The 15294-nt window shown below is 61.6% G+C and carries 16 protein-coding genes; 9 read left to right on the top strand and 7 right to left on the bottom strand.

Translation table 11 applies throughout. The annotated features are described in order from the left end of the window. Positions 1-303: 303 nt before the first annotated feature. Positions 304-1302: a P1 family peptidase gene (locus tag ASE36_RS13825; protein ID WP_062280401.1), complete on the bottom strand. Its 999-nt coding sequence runs from the start codon at positions 1300-1302 to the stop codon at positions 304-306. A gap of 384 nt (positions 1303-1686) precedes the next feature. Between ASE36_RS13825 and ASE36_RS13820 the strand changes: the two genes are divergently transcribed. After that, positions 1687-2376 (top strand): phosphatase PAP2 family protein, encoded by a 690-nt coding sequence (locus ASE36_RS13820; protein ID WP_062280398.1) that lies wholly within the window; start codon positions 1687-1689, stop codon positions 2374-2376. 99 nt (positions 2377-2475) lie between these two features. On the opposite strand, the gene ASE36_RS13815 is transcribed toward ASE36_RS13820, so the two are convergent. Both ASE36_RS13815 and ASE36_RS13810 read right to left on the bottom strand, forming a co-directional pair. Then, complete coding sequence (locus tag ASE36_RS13815; RefSeq protein WP_062280395.1) at positions 2476-2958, bottom strand: hypothetical protein; 483 nt, start codon at positions 2956-2958, stop codon at positions 2476-2478. 118 nt (positions 2959-3076) lie between these two features. After that, positions 3077-5026, bottom strand: coding sequence for an AI-2E family transporter (locus ASE36_RS13810; RefSeq protein WP_082511069.1), 1950 nt, complete (start codon positions 5024-5026; stop codon positions 3077-3079). Between the two features lie 205 nt (positions 5027-5231). Here ASE36_RS13810 and ASE36_RS13805 point away from each other — a divergent pair, with 205 nt between their 5' ends. Together ASE36_RS13805 and ASE36_RS13800 are read left to right on the top strand one after the other, a co-directional pair. Further along, positions 5232-6020, top strand: coding sequence for a carbon-nitrogen hydrolase family protein (locus ASE36_RS13805; protein ID WP_062280393.1), 789 nt, complete (start codon positions 5232-5234; stop codon positions 6018-6020). Between the two features lie 76 nt (positions 6021-6096). Beyond that, positions 6097-6810: a sulfate transporter family protein gene (locus ASE36_RS13800; RefSeq protein ID WP_062280390.1), complete on the top strand. Its 714-nt coding sequence runs from the start codon at positions 6097-6099 to the stop codon at positions 6808-6810. Here ASE36_RS13800 and nth read toward each other — a convergent pair. Then, positions 6799-7593 (bottom strand): endonuclease III, encoded by a 795-nt coding sequence (gene nth, locus ASE36_RS13795; protein ID WP_062281398.1) that lies wholly within the window; start codon positions 7591-7593, stop codon positions 6799-6801. The two genes, ASE36_RS13800 and nth, sit on opposite strands and share 12 nt — an antisense overlap. 25 nt (positions 7594-7618) lie before the next feature. Between nth and ASE36_RS13790 the strand changes: the two genes are divergently transcribed. The 4 genes from ASE36_RS13790 (at position 7619) to ASE36_RS22240 (ending at position 9783) form a co-directional block, all read left to right on the top strand. Beyond that, a complete protein-coding gene (locus tag ASE36_RS13790; RefSeq protein ID WP_062280388.1) occupies positions 7619-8113 on the top strand; it encodes a DUF2244 domain-containing protein in 495 nt (164 codons plus the stop codon). 81 nt (positions 8114-8194) lie between these two features. Beyond that, positions 8195-9079 (top strand): methylated-DNA--[protein]-cysteine S-methyltransferase, encoded by an 885-nt coding sequence (locus tag ASE36_RS13785; RefSeq protein ID WP_062280386.1) that lies wholly within the window; start codon positions 8195-8197, stop codon positions 9077-9079. Positions 9080-9122: 43 nt separating this feature from the next. Continuing rightward, the gene (locus ASE36_RS13780; RefSeq protein ID WP_062280383.1) at positions 9123-9422 is read left to right on the top strand and encodes a type II toxin-antitoxin system ParD family antitoxin; all 300 of its coding nucleotides are present in this window, start codon (positions 9123-9125) and stop codon (positions 9420-9422) included. Further along, positions 9412-9783 carry a type II toxin-antitoxin system RelE/ParE family toxin gene (locus ASE36_RS22240; protein WP_320410151.1) on the top strand — a complete coding sequence of 124 codons (372 nt, stop codon included), beginning with the start codon at positions 9412-9414 and terminating at the stop codon, positions 9781-9783. The genes ASE36_RS13780 and ASE36_RS22240 overlap by 11 nt, the downstream gene beginning before the upstream one ends. Before the next feature lie 5 nt (positions 9784-9788). Here ASE36_RS22240 and ASE36_RS13770 read toward each other — a convergent pair whose 3' ends face one another. Next, positions 9789-10769, bottom strand: coding sequence for a sugar-binding transcriptional regulator (locus tag ASE36_RS13770; RefSeq protein WP_062280377.1), 981 nt, complete (start codon positions 10767-10769; stop codon positions 9789-9791). A 175-nt stretch (positions 10770-10944) separates the two neighbouring features. Here ASE36_RS13770 and tal point away from each other — a divergent pair, with 175 nt between their 5' ends. Further along, positions 10945-11901 carry a transaldolase gene (gene tal, locus ASE36_RS13765; protein WP_062281395.1) on the top strand — a complete coding sequence of 319 codons (957 nt, stop codon included), beginning with the start codon at positions 10945-10947 and terminating at the stop codon, positions 11899-11901. 67 nt (positions 11902-11968) lie between these two features. Here the strand turns inward: tal and ASE36_RS13760 are convergent, their stop codons facing one another. Then, the gene (locus ASE36_RS13760) at positions 11969-14077 is read right to left on the bottom strand and encodes a mechanosensitive ion channel family protein (protein WP_162244218.1); all 2109 of its coding nucleotides are present in this window, start codon (positions 14075-14077) and stop codon (positions 11969-11971) included. A 333-nt stretch (positions 14078-14410) separates the two neighbouring features. Here ASE36_RS13760 and ASE36_RS22615 point away from each other — a divergent pair, with 333 nt between their 5' ends. After that, entirely contained in the window at positions 14411-14803 is a 393-nt protein-coding gene (locus tag ASE36_RS22615; RefSeq protein WP_062280370.1) for a GFA family protein, read from the top strand. 37 nt (positions 14804-14840) lie between these two features. On the opposite strand, the gene ASE36_RS13750 is transcribed toward ASE36_RS22615, so the two are convergent. After that, positions 14841-15281, bottom strand: a complete 441-nt coding sequence (locus ASE36_RS13750) for an SH3 domain-containing protein (protein ID WP_244474745.1) — start codon at positions 15279-15281, stop codon at positions 14841-14843. Positions 15282-15294 lie beyond the last annotated feature (13 nt).

Genomic DNA, 15294 nt, shown 5'->3' with positions numbered 1-15294 from the left:
TCCGAGACTGTCCACCTTGGCGGCCAATCTCTGTTGTGAAGGGGAGGCTGTCCTTGACTTGGGTCAAGGGGTGGTGGGGCGAAAGTTGGGTGGGTGTGTGTTCCTCTCCCCCTTGTGGGAGAGGATGGAAAATCGAAGGCTTAGGCGAGCGTAAGCCGCCTAAACTTCAGATTTTCCCGGTGAGGGGACTGGTGATGGTGGCACCATGAACGGACCCCCTCACTTGCGATTTCTGATGTTTAGGCGGCTTGCGCTCGCCTAATTCATCGACATCGCTTCTCCCCCACCAAGGGGAAGAATAGATCACCCCCAACGATCCCGCCAGGTTGGCAAGGCATCCGCATATGGCAGCGCCGCAGCCTCATAGACCCCGCGCGCAATCGCCCGTGCGGTCACCAACGTCGCCAGATAGCAAAGCTCCAGCAGATCGGCGGCCCCATTGCCCTGACGCCTGCCCGTCGAGGCGGCAAACATCGTGTCGCCATCAAGCGGCATATGGGCGGGCAGCACGGCGCGGGCGAGGCCGTCATGGGCCGACAGTGACAGGCGGTGCAGTTCGGGTTTCGACAAAACGCAATCGGTCACGACGGCACCGATAGTCGTCGCGGTCAGGCGCAGGCCTTTGATGCGCATGGCACGGTCATCAGCGCTTAAATGGCTCGGCTGACCCAAGCCGCCGAATTCCTGTCCCTCCTCGAAGGCGGTCGCCCAGAAATGTGGGCCGTCGCCGACGGTTACCGAACCCATGGCATTGACGGCCACGAGTGCTGCTATCGTGTGACCTGATGAGGATATGGCGCTGGCCGAGCCGAGCCCGCCCTTGAAATTGGCCGTGGTGGCGCCGGTCCCGGCACCGACCGTGCCAAGGGGGAAGGCGCCTTTGGCCGCGTTTTGGTAGGCCTGATAGCCGAGGTCGCGGTAGGGCGCATGTAGGCCCCAATCCTTGTCGCCGCCGTTCAGGAGATCCATGAGGATTGCCTGTGGCACGATCGGCACGCGCACCGAGCCAACGGCAAAGCCGCGCCCCGCGGCCCTTAAGCCCGACTGCACGCCGCCTGCCGCATCAAGCCCGAAGGCTGAGCCGCCCGAGAGCACGAAGGCGTCCACCTGCTGCACCGTCATCGAGGGATCGAGCAGCGTCACATCCCGCCCACCCGGCGCGCCGCCAAGCACGGTGCCTGAGGCTGTTGCCGGTTCGTCGAAGACGATGACGGATACGCCAGAGCCAAGTGCAAGATCGGTCGCATGGCCAACGGAGAGGCCTTCGATATCGGTGAGGAGGTTGAGAGTGCCGTGGGGCATGAAGCGTGTCTCCGGATGGGTGGGCGGAGAGTGGCGGGGGTGGAGGCGAAGATCAAGGTGGCTTTGGTCATGTCGTGGATAGACGGATTGCGCCGGCAAACTTTTGCCCCTCAGCCGCCTGCTGGCACCGTGTCCCCGCAGGCGAGGCGAATGCCGAGACGGTGAACGCACGTGCACCCCTCTCCCCGCCTGCGCCGAGAGTGTAAGGTGAGGGGCAACAGCCGCGCGCTCGCCCGACGCGGCACTTCACCTTCCTGCATAGAGAAAGGTTCGACAAGTACATGGAACAACTCCGATCCGCCCACATTTGACTTTTGCCCAGCGGTTGACGCCGCCGCTCTCCGACGCGATGTAGCCGACATAGTCTCGATCAGGAATTCGCCCATGCAGCGTATCAAGCACCATCTCACGCGTATCGCTTCTTCGACGGAAAGGCGGGTCTGGATGACGGCACTGGTTGCTGCGCTCGTCGCCTATTTCCTGTTCGAGCTGACGGGCGAGGTGCTGGAGGGCGAGACGCGGGCCTTCGACGAAGGCGTGCTTTTGATGCTGCGCGACACGACCGATCTTGGCATGCCCGTCGGCCCCGCCTGGCTCACCAAGATGATGGTCGATATTACCGCGCTCGGCGGTGTGACCGTGCTGACGCTGCTCGTGACCCTTGTCATCGTCTATCTGGCGCTGCGCCGCAAGTATCGCACGGCGGTTTTTGTCACCGTGTCCATTCTCGGCGGCTGGGGGGTGAGCAGCGCCATGAAGATCGGCATCGCAAGGCCGCGGCCGGAGGTGGTGCAGCATCTCGTCGAAGTCACCGACATGAGTTTCCCGAGCGGCCATGCGATGTTGTCGGCCATCACCTACCTGACGCTCGGCGCCATGCTGTCCCGCATCGAGGAGCAGCCGGCGCTGCGCTATTTCTTCCCCGTCGTTGCGGTGCTCCTGACGCTGCTGATCGGCCTCAGCCGCATCTATCTCGGCGTGCATTACCCGACTGATGTTGTTGGCGGCTGGGCGGCCGGCATGGTCTGGGCCTGCGGCAGCTGGTTTGCAGCGCGGTGGCTGCTCGGGCGGTAGGGTTTACTCGACTGTAGAGCTGGCATTGCTACCGCGACTGACGCGAAGGTGACTTGAGATATCGCCGCTATCAGCCCCCGGCTTGATGCCTGGACCGGCTCAGGAGGCAGGTCCGTTGCCGAATTCGAGCAAGGAGATCCGAGCGTTCCAATCATACTTCGTTGCATCAATGATGGCCGGTCGTGGATGGGCGAAGCCATGGAAGAGCAGGGCGTAACAACGGGTTACCGTCTGTCCTGACGGAACGATCTGGTCGTCTCTGAGGTATCCACGATAGGCAATTGTCGTCTGGCCTCGTGGCATGCCGATCAGGTCGAAAGAGAGCCGCGTAATTGCCTTGTCCGCCTTGTTGGTAAAGGTGACTGCGACGGGAAGGGCGGGATCGACGCAAGTCTTTGGGTCGGCTAGCGCCTGCACCGAGATGGCGGCAGCCTCATTCCTCTCACGTTCGGAGTTTTCCTCCGTGAAGAACCAGATGATGCCGAGGGCGATCGCGATCAAGACCGCCAATCCCATGGCGACAAGGCGGTTGCGCAGGAGAAGGATAGCGACCAGCGCCAGAGCGGCTGCGACCCAGACCATCAGGCGATTGCCGTCGAAAAAGGTGATGTCATGGGGTCAAAATAAGGTTCTTGCGCCGAAAGACAACGGAGACGCGGCGATTGCATCATCTCCGTTGTGCGAAATTCGAGCTTTGTCGTCAGACAGCTGCCTTGACGAGCCGCGCGCGTGGGCGAGACGCCTTGCGCGGCGGGATCTGCAGCAACACCGGAGGCGCTGGCGTGAGGGCCTGCTCGATGGTTCGAGACAAGGTCTCGCAGACGAAATCCGCGCCGATCTCGGCGGGTTCGATCCGGGGATTGTCTAGACCGTTGGCGAGCGGGATCATGATGCCGACCCTCAGGTCCGCTCTCAGGCGCTTGATCCGACGAACGCTCAGGCGCGCATGGGCCTTGGAATTGCCGTTGAGGAAGGTGACGACCACCGTGTCGACGCCTTCGATCTGGGGCGGCATGGTCGCCCGAGCAATGAGATCGCCATGGCTGCCGGTTCTGACGGCTGCGCCTTGGACTTCAAGCACTTGCCCCAGCATGGCGGCAGCGGCGTCGTCCATCTCGCCGCGTCCGCCCAGACATAGAACAGAGCGACCTTTTCCGCTTGGAAAATCCCCCGATCCGTCCACACCCGACTCATCCATGGAGGTAAGGCTCGGGGTGTCCTCGTTTTCCTCTTCCTCCGCAATGTCGGAAAGGTTGTCGACGAGTGCCCGGCAATTGGCAGAGAACATGTGCAACTGGCGGTCTGTCATCACGCCTCGCTGCCGGTCGAGTTCTGCCAGAAGCAGGGCGGGCAGCCCGACCTTTTCGTAGTAGTCTGCCAGGTACTCGTCCTCGAGATATTCCTCGGCATTGTCGGTGGCTTCGCTCGGATCGCCGGCAAGCAGGCGCTGGTAAAGCTTCTCGTGCGGTTCAAGCACGGCTTCATTGCCCAGCAAGACGTCGAGAAAGGCGAATTGCGGCACGTGTCGGCCAAGGACCACCAGGCATACCGTCAGTGGGGTCGACAGCATCAGGCCGAGCGGTCCCCACAGCCAGGACCAGAAGATCGCCGAAATGATGATCGCCAGCGGCGACAGGCCCGTGTGTGAGCCATAGAGCCAGGGCTCGATGACGTTGTTACTGATCAGCTCGATGGTGGCGAAGAGCACTGCCACCCACAGCACCAGCGACCAGCCGGGCGCAATGGCCAGCGCCAGGAACAGCGGCAGAACCATGCCCACGACAGGGCCGATATAGGGGACGAAGCGAAGGACCAGCGTGAGAAGACCCCAGAGGATGGCGTTGGGGATGCCGAGGATCCAGAGGCCGAGTGTGATGGGGATGGCATAAAGCGTGTTCACCACAAGCTGCATCAGCAGATATTTCCCGACGCGCCGGCCGGCATCCTGAAGCGCCGCCGTGGTGCGGTGCAGATCGCCGAGGCCGACCAGCCGGATGAAACGGTCACGCAGGTCCTCGCGCTCAAGCAGCATGAAAACCACCAGCACGATCACAAGGCCGGCCGTGGCAAACGGGCTGATCAGCGGCAGGATCAGATTGCCGAGGGTTCGGATCGGATTGGTCCGCGTGATGATTTCGACCGGCATGGGATCACGATCGACCGACGGCGGGACATTCGGGCTCTCCCTTTCCGCGGTAGCATTGATTTGCAGTTCGGAGCCGACACGTTCCGCCACACGGCTCAGATGTTCGATGACGCCACTTCCAGAGCCGGCGTCCCTAAGAGCCTGGACCTTCTCGACGATGTTGCGCTGGTAGGTCGGGATATTGGAGGCGAGGTTCGTCACCTGGGTGGCAACGATGAAACTGAATAGTGCGATGGCGGAGAATGCGGACACGACGGCGAATATTACCGCGACGATCTTTGGGACCGAGCGTTTGCGCAGGAAGGACACGATGGGGGCGAGCGCGAAGGTCAGCAGCAAGGCCAGCGCCAAGGGTACCAGGATCTCCTGACCCACCTTGAGGATGACGGCAACCCCGATCAGAATGAGGATCGTGCGACCGGTGAACTTTGTGTTTGTCGCCGGATCGGGCGCGCGGTTCGCAATGCCGAGCGATTCGAGGCTGCCCGCCTTTGTGTTGTCCATGATGTTCCGGTCCCCTTGCCCATCACCTGCCGGCCACGCGGCCAGGCAATGTCGATGCCTGCAAGATAACGGTTCCAAGCGATTTTTGATCCACCGGCATGATACCCTGCAGAAGCGGAGCCCAGCTTGCCTTGGAGTTGCCGTCAGTCTGGGCTATCGATGGGTGCAGATCTTGCAAAAGCCCCTCTGTCCAACAGGTGTCAGCATGTTGATATCCCTCTACCAAATGCAGCCGATCCCGGGTGACGTGCCTGGAAATATCGGAAAAATCGCACAGGCCGCAATGGCGGCAGCCGAGATGGGGGCGGAGCTGCTGGTGACGCCGGAACTCTGCACCAGTGGATACGCGCAAGGGGCAGCCTTCGAGGAGCTTGCCGAGGGGCGGGACGGGGCCATCGTCGGCGCCTTGACCGAGATCGCGGCCGATTGCGGACTTGCCATCTGTGCCGGCTTTCCGGAACGCGACGGCAATCGCGTGTTCAACTCCGCGGTGCTGGTTCGGCCGGATGGGACGGCCGAATTCTACCGCAAGAGCCATCTCTATGGCGACGGCGAACGCGCGGCCTTTGCCCCGGGAGACGAGGTGCCGCATGTGTTTGATATCGGTGGCATCAAGGCCGGCATGCTGATCTGCTATGATGTCGAATTTCCCGAAAACGTGCGCACGCTGGCGCTGGCGGGCGCTGAACTGGTGATCGTTCCGACTGCGCTGCCGGAAGGGATCATCAGCCGGCGGATCGCCGATACCGTGGTGCCGGCGCGAGCCTTTGAGAACGGTGTCTTCCTCGTCTATGCCGATCTCTGCGGCAAAGAGAACGATTTGTCTTATGGCGGACGCTCGGTGATCCTGGCACCCGATGGCGACGAATTGGCGCGCGCCGGCATGCACGAAACGCTGCTGGTTGCGGAGGTCGATACGTCAGCCTATGCCGAAGCCAAGGCGCAGAACCCTTATTTTGCCGATCGCCGACCGGCGCTCTACCAGCTCGGATAACTTCGACCGCGACCGCGCCGATTGCAGGGGGCACGCGTCGCCCCTACATCAAGGCCTCAAGTCGAAGGAGGCCCTGATGATACTTGATGCCGCTGCGCTCTCTGCGCGCAATCTCTTTGCGCCGGAAACGCGCTCCGTGTTCTGGAAGACGCTGGGACTCACGGTGCTCGTGCTGATCGGTCTGTGGTTCGGCTTGCGCGAGAGCTTCATCGCTTTCGTCATGCCCTTCATCGAAGGCTTTGTGCCCGATCTGCCAGCCTGGGCGGGGTGGCTGACCTTCGTCTTTGGAATTCTTGCCAGCATCGGGCTCGCGCTTGGCCTTGCGCTTTTGCTCTCGCCGGTGACCGCGATCATCGCCGGTCTTTTCCTCGACGACGTGGCCGAAGTGGTCGAGAAACGCGATTATCCGAACGACCCGCCGGGCCGGGCCATGCCGATGGGTGAGGCGATCCTCGCGTCGATCAAGTTCTTCGGCGTGGTCATCGTCGGCAACCTGATCGCGCTGATGCTGCTCTTCATTCCCGGCATCAACATTCTCGCCTTCTTCCTGGTGAACGGCTATCTGCTGGGACGCGAGTTCTTCGAGTTCGCCGCCATGCGCTTCCGCTCGGTGGAGGAGGCGAAGCTGCTGCGGTCAAGGCACTCGACGACGGTGTTCCTCGCAGGGCTGGTGATCGCTGCTTTCTTGGCGGTGCCGATCCTCAATCTGCTGACGCCGCTCTTTGCCGCCGGCCTGATGGTACATTTGCACAAGGCGCTCACCGCACGGGACGTGACTTTAAAGCGCTGATGTTTCCTCGGCAGTGCTGATGGCCTGCGGCGGAAGCTCGACCAGCGGAGCCGGCACATCCACCGTCTTTTCGGCTGACTTGCAGATGTCGGCGATGACGCAATGTTCGCATTCGGGGCGACGCGCCTTGCAACAGTAGCGGCCGTGCAGGATCAGCCAGTGATGGGCATGGAAGAGATATTGCTCGGGGATGATGCGCATCAGGATGTCCTCGATCTCGTCCGGCGTCTTGCCGGGTGCGAGCCTGATGCGGTTGCCGATGCGGAAGATATGCGTGTCGACGGCCATGGTCGGGATGCCGAAGGCCATGGATAAAACCACATTGGCGGTCTTGCGGCCGACGCCCGGCAGCGTCACCAGTTCCTCGCGGGTGCGCGGCACGACGCTTCCGAAGTCGTCCACCAGCTTCTGGCTGAGCGCGATGACATTCTTCGCCTTGTTGCGGTAAAGCCCGATGGTCTTGATGTAGTCGCGGACTTTTTCCTCTCCTAGAGCCAGCATCTTTTCCGGCGTATCGGCCACCTTGAAGAGGGCGCGTGTCGCCTTATTTACGCCGGCGTCGGTCGCTTGCGCCGAGAGCGCCACGGCCACCACCAGCGTGAACGGGTTGACGTGTTCCAGTTCGCCTTTGGGTTCGGGCCGCTGGATCGAGAAGCGGCGGAAGATCTCTTCCAGTTCGGCGCGGGAATATGCCGTGCGTCGGCGTGTCGCCGGCTTGCGACCGGTCGCCGGATTTGACTTTTTCCAGGTTTCGGTGCTGGATTTCGGCTTCGGATCGGTCATGCAAAATCTATAGTCGGGTGCGATCATGGAAGGCAATGTCGAGCAGGCGGCTGATCAGCCGATTTTCGCAGCGGAGCTGACGCCCTACCGCTCCCTCGGCCGCCAGGGGTTTCGCGTGCTGTTTGCGATCACCGGCACCGTCTGTCTGGTGCATGCGATGTTCTTCATGGCGACGGGGGCCTGGCCGATTGGCCTGTTTTTCGGTCTCGACTTTCTGCTGCTCTATGGTGCCTTCTGGCTGAATTATCGCGCGGCCCGCGCTCGCGAAGAGGTGACCGTTTCGCGCACCAGCCTGTCGATACGCAAATTCACGCCTGCCGGGCGGATGACCGAGCACCGCTTCAAGACGCTCTGGGCGCGCTTCTTTGTGCACCGGCATGAGGAATTCGGCATTACCGCGATGCGGGTGGCGGGGGAGGGGCGTGTCACCGATGTCGGCTCCTTCCTCAATCCGGATGATCGGGAAAGCTTTTCCAAAGCCTTCAAGGGGGCTCTGGCGACGGCCAAGCAGCGGATCTGAAGCCATTCGGGAGGATGCAAGAAACGGGTGGCAAGCGGCCAGCATCCGTGGTGAAGTCTTTTTCACATTGAGGATTTCGCCATGACCTTTGCCCGCCCGATCGATCTTTCCCAGATCACTGACATCACGCCCGATGGCTGCGATTACGAGACCGTGCGGCAAGTGATCGAGATGCTGACGCTCGACTATCAGAGCCAGCCGTCGCTGGAGGTGATTGCCGAGAGGCTGGGACAATCGCCAACGCAGTTGCAAAAGACGTTCACGCGCTGGGCGGGCCTTTCGCCTAAGGCTTTCCTGCAGGCGGTGACACTCGATCATGCCAAGCGGCTGCTCGGTCGCGAGGAACTGCCGCTACTGGAGACCTCGCTGGAACTCGGCTTGTCCGGTCCCGGACGGTTGCACGACCTTTTCGTCACCCACGAGGCGATGAGCCCGGGCGAATGGAAGGCGCGCGGAGCGGGGCTCACCATCCGCTATGGCTATCACCCGTCGCCTTTCGGCCTGGCGCTTGTCATGATCACCGACCGGGGGCTGGCGGGTCTGGCCTTTGCCGATGCGGGCGGCGAGGTCGTTTGCTTCGAGGACATGGCTCAACGTTGGCCGAATGCGCACTATGTCGAGGATGTCGAGGCGACGGCGCCCTATGCAACACGGGTATTCCACCCTGAACGCTGGTCGGCAGAGGAGCCTCTGCGGGTCGTTCTGATCGGGTCGGACTTCCAGATCCGCGTCTGGGAGAGCCTGCTCGCCATCCCGCTCGGCAAGGCCGTCACCTATTCCGACATCGCCCAGAAGATCGGCCAGCCAACCGCCAGCCGCGCCGTAGGGGCTGCCGTCGGCCGCAACCCGATCTCGTTCGTGGTGCCGTGCCACCGGGCGCTCGGCAAAAGCGGCGCGCTGACCGGATATCACTGGGGTCTGACCCGGAAGCGGGCCATGTTGGGTTGGGAGGCGGGCAAGGGGTGACGGTGGCGCTTTCCGAAATCCTTCTTGTGTGAGAGGATGTGGCATGCGCAATACGGTTCAACTCCCTGACGACATCAGCCGGCGGATCGACAGTCTGGTCGAATCCGGCCGCTTTGATCATGCGGACGATGTGCTGCGCGAAGCACTTCGGCTCGTCGAGGAGAAGGCTGCCGGTGAAGCGGCCAAACTTGAGGCTTTGCGCCAAGCCGCCGACCTAGGCTTCGCCGATCTGGACCAGGGGCGGTTCACCGACGTGCCGGTCGAAAAGCTGGCTGAACATATTGCGAGGATCGGTCGCCAGGCTATCCAAGACGCGGGCAAGCGGGTGAGGGATGATGGTTGAGGTCAGGCTTTCGACAGAAGCCGATGCCGACATCCTCGATATTCTGACTAGAACCTATGCTGACTTTGGCGGCGACGCGCTGCGCCGTTATGAGTTTCTCATTTTTACAGCTCTCTCAGAACTCGCCGTTTCGAACTGGCGACATGGCGTCGTTACACGGCCTGAACTTGGGTACGGTGTTCACAGTTACCATCTGCGGCATAGCCGCGACCGGGCTCGCCATCCAACCGGAATTGTTCGCCGGCCGCGACACTTCATATTGTATCGACATGTCCTGCCTGAGAGGATCGGTGTGGGGCGCATCCTGCATGATGCGATGGAAGTGGAGCGCCATCTGCCGCGCAGTTTCGGAGACGAATAGGCGACTTACTCCGCCGCCAGCGCCAGTAACTCCCGCGCCGCGCCTTCATCGGTAATCAGCGTATTGCACCCGATCCGCCTTATCGTTGCGCGAATGGCTTTGGCACGATGCGCGCCACCTGAGGACAGCACTATGTGTTTCGCCTTCTTCAGCGTATCGAGATCGACCGACATCACCCGCTCGTTGATCGGGTGATCGACCGCCCGGCCTTCGGCGTCGAGGAAGTTGAACATGGTGTCGCAGACGCAGCCCGCCTCGACGAGTTCCATCAGGGTCTGGTGGCTGATGAAACCTTCCGACAGCGATGTGGAACGGGGGCCGATGTCACCGCAGGAGACGATCGCGAGATCGAGGTTCTCGGCGAGATCATAGATGGTCTTCAGCCCGCACTCTTCGATCAGCGCTCGCTTTGTGGCGATGGAATCCACAAGCAAAGGGGCGAGGAACATATAGCATTCCGCGCCGAGCTGGTTCGCCAGCCGCCACGTGTAGTCAATCGGATTGGTCTGGCGTACAGCGACGATGCCGCCGAGCAGCGAGACCACCTTGCAATTTTCCCGCCGGGGCGGCCGAAAGCCTGACAGAGATGCGGTCATGGTCCGGCCCCAGCCGACGCCGATGGTCATGTCATCGGTGATGGCTTCCGTGAGGAACTGGCCGAGCGCAAGGCCCACCGCCTTGGCAATGGCGTCTGCCTCCTGGCTATCGGGCGAGGGCACGACAACGGCCTCATCGAGTTCATAGGCCTTTTCCAGGCGAACCGCGACATCGACGCAGTCGGCGACACCGTCGCTGATCCAGATCTGCACCTCGGCGCGCTTTCTTGCCTCGTCCAGCATACGGATAACGGTGGAGCGGCTGATGCCCAGCCGGTCTGCCACGTCCTTCTGCGTCAGGCCCTCATTGTAATAGAGCCAGGCGGCGCGGATGCGGAGTGCGCTCGCGTCGGTATAGCTCGAATGGGTATCGCGTCTGAGTTTCGCCAAGATTTCTCTCGATGTGGGAACTTCGACCCTTACTATCCGTTGGGTTGATACTTATGTCAAATTCAAAGGGCATATGTCTTGACTTTGTCGTCGCCCAGTGGCGATAGTCCGGGCTATCATGACCGGCGTTTCGATGGCGGTCGCCAACTCTTTTCGCCAGCCGAAGGATGACCTGATGACCTCGAAACTCGAACAGCTTCGTTCCATGACGACCGTGGTCGCCGATACCGGTGACATCGAGGCCGTCCGGCGCCTGAAGCCGGTGGATTGCACCACCAACCCCTCCATCGTGCTGAAAGCGCTTGGCACTGATGCGTTCAAGGATGCCTTCCAGGAAGCGATCACCTGGGGCAAGGCCAAGGGTGGTCAGGATGAGGCCGTGATCGGCGCCATTGCCGACCGTATGGCCATTTCCGTCGGTGCAGCACTTGCCGAACTCGTTCCGGGCCGCGTGTCGACCGAGGTCGACGCCGACCTCTCCTTCGACACCAAGGCCTCGGTCGAAAAGGCGCACCAGATCGTCGCCGGCTACAAGGAGCGCGGGATCGAAAAAGACCGTATCCTGATCAAGCTCGCTTCTACCTGGGAAGGCATCCGGGCTGCCGAAGTGCTGCAGAAAGAAGGCATCGACTGCAATCTGACGCTGCTCTTTTCCAAGGCTCAGGCGATTGCCTGCGCGGAAGCTAAGGTCTTCCTGATCTCGCCCTTCGTCGGTCGCATTCTCGACTGGTACAAGAAGTCGACGGGTGAGGACTATACCTCCGAGACCGATCCGGGCGTCGTCTCGGTCCGCTCTATCTACAACTACTACAAGGCCAACGGTATCGGCACGATCGTCATGGGCGCCTCGTTCCGCAATGCCGGCGAAATCGAAGCGCTGGCCGGTTGTGACCGCCTGACGATCAGCCCACAACTGCTGGACGAACTGAACGCGGCTGAAGGCACGCTCACCCGTGCGCTGTCGCCTGACACGATCAAGGCCGAACCGCATGTCTCCCTCGATGAAAAGGCCTTCCGTTGGGCAATGAACGAGGATGCCATGGCGACCGAGAAGCTCGCCGAAGGTATTCGCGGCTTTGCCAAGGATCTCGGCACCCTGCGCGGCCAGATCGCCAAGGCGCTTGCTGCCTGATCGGAGACGATCTTTCACTGCACGAGTTCATGAAGTGGCCGCAGCCTTCGCTGCGGCCATTTTCCGTTCACGAGCTTGCTGATTGAAGGGGGATGACAGCGGCGGCGCCGCCAGCTTCCATCATGTGACCGCTGCCGGAGCGCACCACGACAGCATTCGACGCCAGCGGCAGACCCGCTTCCTTGAATGCGGCCATCAACATTTTCATGGCCTCCCGCTTGATGAAGCTCGGCTTGCCGGGCCGGGCGGTAAACTTGAAGCGGACCACCATAGAGGTCTCGTTGACGTCATGGATGCCCTGCATCTTGACGGGTACCAGGAAGGTGTCGCCGAATTCCGGATGGTCGAGAAGGCTGAGGCCGACCTTTTTGGCGATCTTGCGGATCACCTCGAGGTCGGCATCGCGTTCGAAGCGCAGTTCGAATTTGATGGTGCCCCAATCGCGGCTGAAGTTGGTCACTGAACTGATCTGGCCGAACGGAACAGTGTGGATCGGGCCATTGTGGTGGCGAAGCCGGACCGACCGCAGCGAGATCTGTTCGACCGTTCCGACCAGCTTGCCGGTGTCGATGTATTCGCCGATGCGGAAGGCGTCTTCCGCGAGGAAGAAGATACCGGAGACCACGTCCTTGACGAGGGTCTGTGAGCCGAAGGACAGCGCAAGACCCAGCACGCCGAAGCCGGCGAGCAGCGGCGCCACATCGACGCCGGCGGTCGAGACGATGACGAGGCCGGCGATCGCGACGACAGCGCCGAGGATCAGGTTTCTGACCACGGGGAGGATGGTGCTGATGCGGCTTGTCTCGACCTTCACTTCGTCTTCCCGGCCGGGAATGACCGGCGCGTTGGATGGTGCCACCGCATCGAAATAACGCAGCAGGAAGCTGCAGATCGTCCAGCTGACAATGAGCGCGAAAGCAAGCCGTTCCAGCCACATCAGCCAGACAGTAATCAGCGAGGAGGCGCCCATGGTAAGCGGTTGCCAGAGTTGCACGACCGTGTGAAGGCCGAGCAGCCATACGGCCCCGGCAAGCGGGGTTCCAAGGCTTCGCAGAACAATGCCGAAGAAATCCCGGCCATGCTGCTCTTCCCGCTTCTTCGCCAAGGTGGACAGGAGCGTGACGATCGCGCGGTCGAGAACCGGGATCATGATCATCAGAAACTGTGTCGTGCCCGCAGCCTTGGCCCAGACCGTGTTCTGCGCGGTTCCCGCGACGAGCAGGCCAACGAACCAGATCAGAATGGCAGAAACGATATAGAAGTCGGCGAGAAGATTGCCCACAACCCGGCGGATATGGCCGCCCTCCTTGCCGGTGAAGACGTTGGCGATGTCTCTGCGGCCGGCGATGAACCACCAGAGCTTCAGGATTGTCAGGATCGAGACGGTCAGGAAAAGCCAGCTATCCGCCGCTTCCGTATCGACCATCCGGACATCGGCGAGGCGAACCGAGTTAGCGATGAAGGAGTTCAGGAGCCCGTAGGCGAGCAGCATGCGGAAGTGCCAGTGCGGTCGGGCGATGTCGAGCAGCGGGGGTCGGGTCTCACCATTCGACTTGAACAGAAATCGTCCTGCCGCCGCATAAATGAGACCACCCGTGAAAATGGCGATAAAGGAGCCGGCCACCTGTCTGGTGAAGGTGCGCGTGACGGCGATATGTTGCAGCATAAGATAGGAAACAGCGACGAAGGTCAGAATGGCGATGGCGTCGAAGACCAGCCGTAGTGACGCGATGTAAAAAGCGTGCTTCGGATGAAACCGTCGAGAAAGCCGTGCAAGGGCCATGCGTAAGAGATAGGCGGTGACGAGCCCCGCCAGCGAGGAGAAAAGGGCCGCGAAGCCGGCTCGCGAAGGTCCCTCTTCCTCCGCCTTCAGAATCTGCCAGCTGGACTGGAATGCGGCGGGCAGGCCGGTGAAGCCGTCGATGGCCCGCTGTATCCCCAGTTGGAACGCGGTGATGAGATCGCCGAACATCCACATGCTGTCCATGGCAACGACCGGCGTTGCCGGGGTCGCCGGTGTTGCCGGTGTCGACTGTGTGGCAGACGCATTGGTCGAACCGGCTGTCTGCGGATCCGTCTCCACCTGAAGAATAACCTGCCGTCCGGCCTGTTCGGCAGCGTTGATGGCGGCGTCGATATCCGCAGCCGCCTGGCCGGGCTTGACGATGATGGTCACGGGGGGCGGCGTCGGCGTCTGGGCAAGGACTGAAGATGCAAAGATGAAACACAAACCCGCTGCGACCGCAGTTCTTTCACAAACCGCAGCCAGCGATTGGGCGGCCTTCGCCGCTCTCAAGAATAAACTCATTCCTATAAATGTCCCTGACTGAAACAGCGAGCGCTGCCATGGAACATGATGCATCAGGTTCAGGGGAAAAGACAACGCTTGCCAGGCGGTCTCACCGGCGCAACAAATTTGTCGTTCGCAAAGTTTGAGACAGGAGAGCGGCTGACGCTGTTGCCAGGCTCGGTTCATGTCGGACCGGGCGGACTTCGAGGGAGACAAGTCATGGCCATCATCACCGGAGGGTGCCTTTGCGGCAGCGTGCGGATCGAAGCCGAGGGTGAGCCCTACCGTGTCGGGGTCTGCCACTGTCTTGATTGCCGCAAGCATCACGGCGCGCTGTTTCATGCCTCGGCAATCTACCCGGATGCCCGGGTTCGCGTCACCGGCGAGACGCGCGACTATCGCGGCCGTCATTTCTGTGTCGATTGCGGTTCTTCGGTCTTCAGCCGAAGCGATGACGAAGTCGAGGTCAATCTCGGCTCGCTCGATGCCATCGATGTCTTCCGCCCGACCTACGAACTCTGGACCATCCGCCGCGAGGCCTGGTTGCCGGCGTTTGCGGTCAAACACCATTATGAGCGGGATCGACCGAGCGAAGAACGGCGGGAAGACTGACCAAGACGCGCTAGTGCTAACGCATGAGGAGAAGCGCTCAACGCCGTCGTGGCTTCTCGAAGGGGTCGATCAGGATTTCCGGCTCCAGCGGTGCGTTGCGCTCTTCCTGGGGCGGCGCAAATCCGGTCTCTTCCAACAGAAACCGCCCATCCACCCAACCAGAGATGCGCGGGTGGTCCACGGTCGCAATGCGGCACCAATAGCCACCCCGGCTGTCCTTGCACGAGAGCCGCTCGATCGGGGTTCCCTCGTCGAGCGCGTCAATGATCCGGAATTTGGGTCCGGCGCCGGAATAGACGGCAAGGCGCTGGCCAGGCGGCAGGCCACGCACATGCCAGAGATAGGCATCCATCAGGGGCGCATTGCCGCCGATTTCGGGTGCGGGAATAACTTGCGGCTGCTGGGCATGCGCGGTCGGACCAGCAAAGGCCATACCGAAGCTGGTGGCCAAGAGTGTGGTAATCAGTTTATGCCGCATGCATGGCTCCGTG

The sequence above is a fragment of the Rhizobium sp. Root274 genome (assembly GCF_001429245.1).
Taxonomy (GTDB): Bacteria; Pseudomonadota; Alphaproteobacteria; order Rhizobiales; family Rhizobiaceae; genus Allorhizobium.
The sequence above is the reverse complement of the archived record's forward strand: the minus strand, read 5'-3'. Positions and strand labels throughout refer to the sequence as shown.

Coding starts and splice junctions, on each gene's coding strand:
- ASE36_RS13825 (WP_062280401.1), bottom strand. CDS start 1,302: ATGCCCCACGGCACTCTCAACCTCCTCACCGATATCGAAGGCCTCTCC.
- ASE36_RS13820 (WP_062280398.1), top strand. CDS start 1,687: ATGCAGCGTATCAAGCACCATCTCACGCGTATCGCTTCTTCGACGGAA.
- ASE36_RS13815 (WP_062280395.1), bottom strand. CDS start 2,958: ATGGTCTGGGTCGCAGCCGCTCTGGCGCTGGTCGCTATCCTTCTCCTG.
- ASE36_RS13810 (WP_082511069.1), bottom strand. CDS start 5,026: ATGGACAACACAAAGGCGGGCAGCCTCGAATCGCTCGGCATTGCGAAC.
- ASE36_RS13805 (WP_062280393.1), top strand. CDS start 5,232: ATGTTGATATCCCTCTACCAAATGCAGCCGATCCCGGGTGACGTGCCT.
- ASE36_RS13800 (WP_062280390.1), top strand. CDS start 6,097: ATGATACTTGATGCCGCTGCGCTCTCTGCGCGCAATCTCTTTGCGCCG.
- nth (WP_062281398.1), bottom strand. CDS start 7,593: ATGACCGATCCGAAGCCGAAATCCAGCACCGAAACCTGGAAAAAGTCA.
- ASE36_RS13790 (WP_062280388.1), top strand. CDS start 7,619: ATGGAAGGCAATGTCGAGCAGGCGGCTGATCAGCCGATTTTCGCAGCG.
- ASE36_RS13785 (WP_062280386.1), top strand. CDS start 8,195: ATGACCTTTGCCCGCCCGATCGATCTTTCCCAGATCACTGACATCACG.
- ASE36_RS13780 (WP_062280383.1), top strand. CDS start 9,123: ATGCGCAATACGGTTCAACTCCCTGACGACATCAGCCGGCGGATCGAC.
- ASE36_RS22240 (WP_320410151.1), top strand. CDS start 9,412: ATGATGGTTGAGGTCAGGCTTTCGACAGAAGCCGATGCCGACATCCTC.
- tal (WP_062281395.1), top strand. CDS start 10,945: ATGACCTCGAAACTCGAACAGCTTCGTTCCATGACGACCGTGGTCGCC.
- ASE36_RS22615 (WP_062280370.1), top strand. CDS start 14,411: ATGGCCATCATCACCGGAGGGTGCCTTTGCGGCAGCGTGCGGATCGAA.
- ASE36_RS13750 (WP_244474745.1), bottom strand. CDS start 15,281: ATGCGGCATAAACTGATTACCACACTCTTGGCCACCAGCTTCGGTATG.